General features: G+C 36.9%; 2 protein-coding genes and 1 pseudogene. 2 read left to right on the forward strand and 1 reads right to left on the reverse strand.

Translation table 11 applies throughout. The annotated features are described in order from the left end of the window. Window positions 1-172, forward strand: a pseudogene (locus V7659_RS25690) (HupE/UreJ family protein); the annotation flags it as partial. A 45-nt stretch (window positions 173-217) separates the two neighbouring features. On the opposite strand, the gene V7659_RS25695 reads toward V7659_RS25690, so the two are convergent. After that, window positions 218-430 carry a hypothetical protein gene (locus tag V7659_RS25695; RefSeq protein ID WP_335542942.1) on the reverse strand — a complete coding sequence of 71 codons (213 nt, stop codon included), beginning with the start codon at window positions 428-430 and terminating at the stop codon, window positions 218-220. 159 nt (window positions 431-589) lie between these two features. On the opposite strand from V7659_RS25695, the gene V7659_RS25700 reads away from it, so the two are divergent. Beyond that, window positions 590-1,397, forward strand: an 808-nt coding sequence (locus V7659_RS25700) for a phosphate ABC transporter substrate-binding protein (RefSeq protein WP_335542943.1), incomplete at its 3' end; no start/stop codon positions are given.

Consider the following 1,397-nt stretch of genomic DNA (forward strand, 5'->3'; position numbering starts at 1 on the left):
ATCTTTTAATATCGGAATAGAAATCGGTCAGCTATTGATCGTATCCTTAGCTTTTCCATTTATTTTGTGGATAAGAAAATTCAGATATAAACCAATCAAATGGGTCATCCCTAGTACATCAGCAGCGATATTAGCTTTTGGGCTAGTATGGTTTATTCAAAGAGCTTTTTAATTTTAAGTAATCCCATCTGGCTGACAGATGGGATTTTACTTTTTTTTATTTTTTTACAGGAGGATTGTTGATATCCACATGAAAAGGAAGAAGATTATCATCTTCATTTTGATAAAATTCTTCCTGAATTTCTTGATTGGCCATTTCTGTATCAGAAGTAGGCTCGGAAGACATTCTCTCACTATAATCTTTAAAACTTTTATTCATAGCCTGATTTGCCTGCGTAGTAGCATTATTTGTTTCGCTTTCTTTTAACACATCAATCCCTCGCTTCTTCATTTTTGTGCTCATACTATCTTCTATTAATTTTGTTATTTACAAACAATTAATACACGCGATTTTTTAGTAAATTTTATTAATAAAAACAACCTCGGAAGGCATTCTAAAAAAGAAATAAAAATTTCTTTTAGGAGAATGATGAATATGAAAAAAATTAGCTTATGGATGACTATTTTAGCATTAATAGTTTTCTCCGCTGCATGCGGTGGTGGCAATGATAAGAATAACGGTGGAGACACTGCTAACAAAGGAGAAAAAGGAGTATCTGGTTCTTTAGTTATATCAGGATCATCTGCCATGCAGCCACTAGTTGCAGCTGCAGCGGAAGAATATATGGCGAACAATCCGGATGTGGATATTCAAGTGAATGCCGGCGGATCTGGTACAGGCTTATCACAGGTTGCGGAAGGATCCGTTCAAATTGGTAACTCAGATGTATTTGCAGAAGAAAAGGAAGGTATCCCTGCAGATCAATTAGTCGATCATAAAGTAGCCGTTGTTGGGATTACTGCTGCAGTCAATCCTGGAGTTGGCATTAAAGACATTTCAAAAGAAAATCTGATTAAAGTATTTACTGGGAAAATTACTAACTGGAAAGACGTAGGCGGGAAAGATCAGAAAATCGTCTTAGTTAATCGTCCCGATGCTTCCGGTACTCGTGCCGTATTTAACAAGTTCGGTCTAGATGGAGCAACCCCAGCAGAAGGTATTACCGAGGATTCCTCAAATACTGTTAAAAAAATCGTTAATGAAACCGCAGGTGCCGTTGGTTATTTAGCCTTCTCTTATTTCACTGATGATAAGGTAACGCCGCTGTCAATTGATGGGGTGGAAGCTACTGATGAAAATGTACAAACCGGTAAATTTCCTATTTGGGCCTATGAACATTCTTATACAAAAGGTGAACCAAGTGGGGCAACGAAAGGTTTCTTGGACTATTTAATGT

This window comes from Neobacillus drentensis (assembly GCF_036966985.1).
Lineage (GTDB): Bacteria > Bacillota > Bacilli > Bacillales > Cytobacillaceae > Neobacillus > Neobacillus drentensis_E.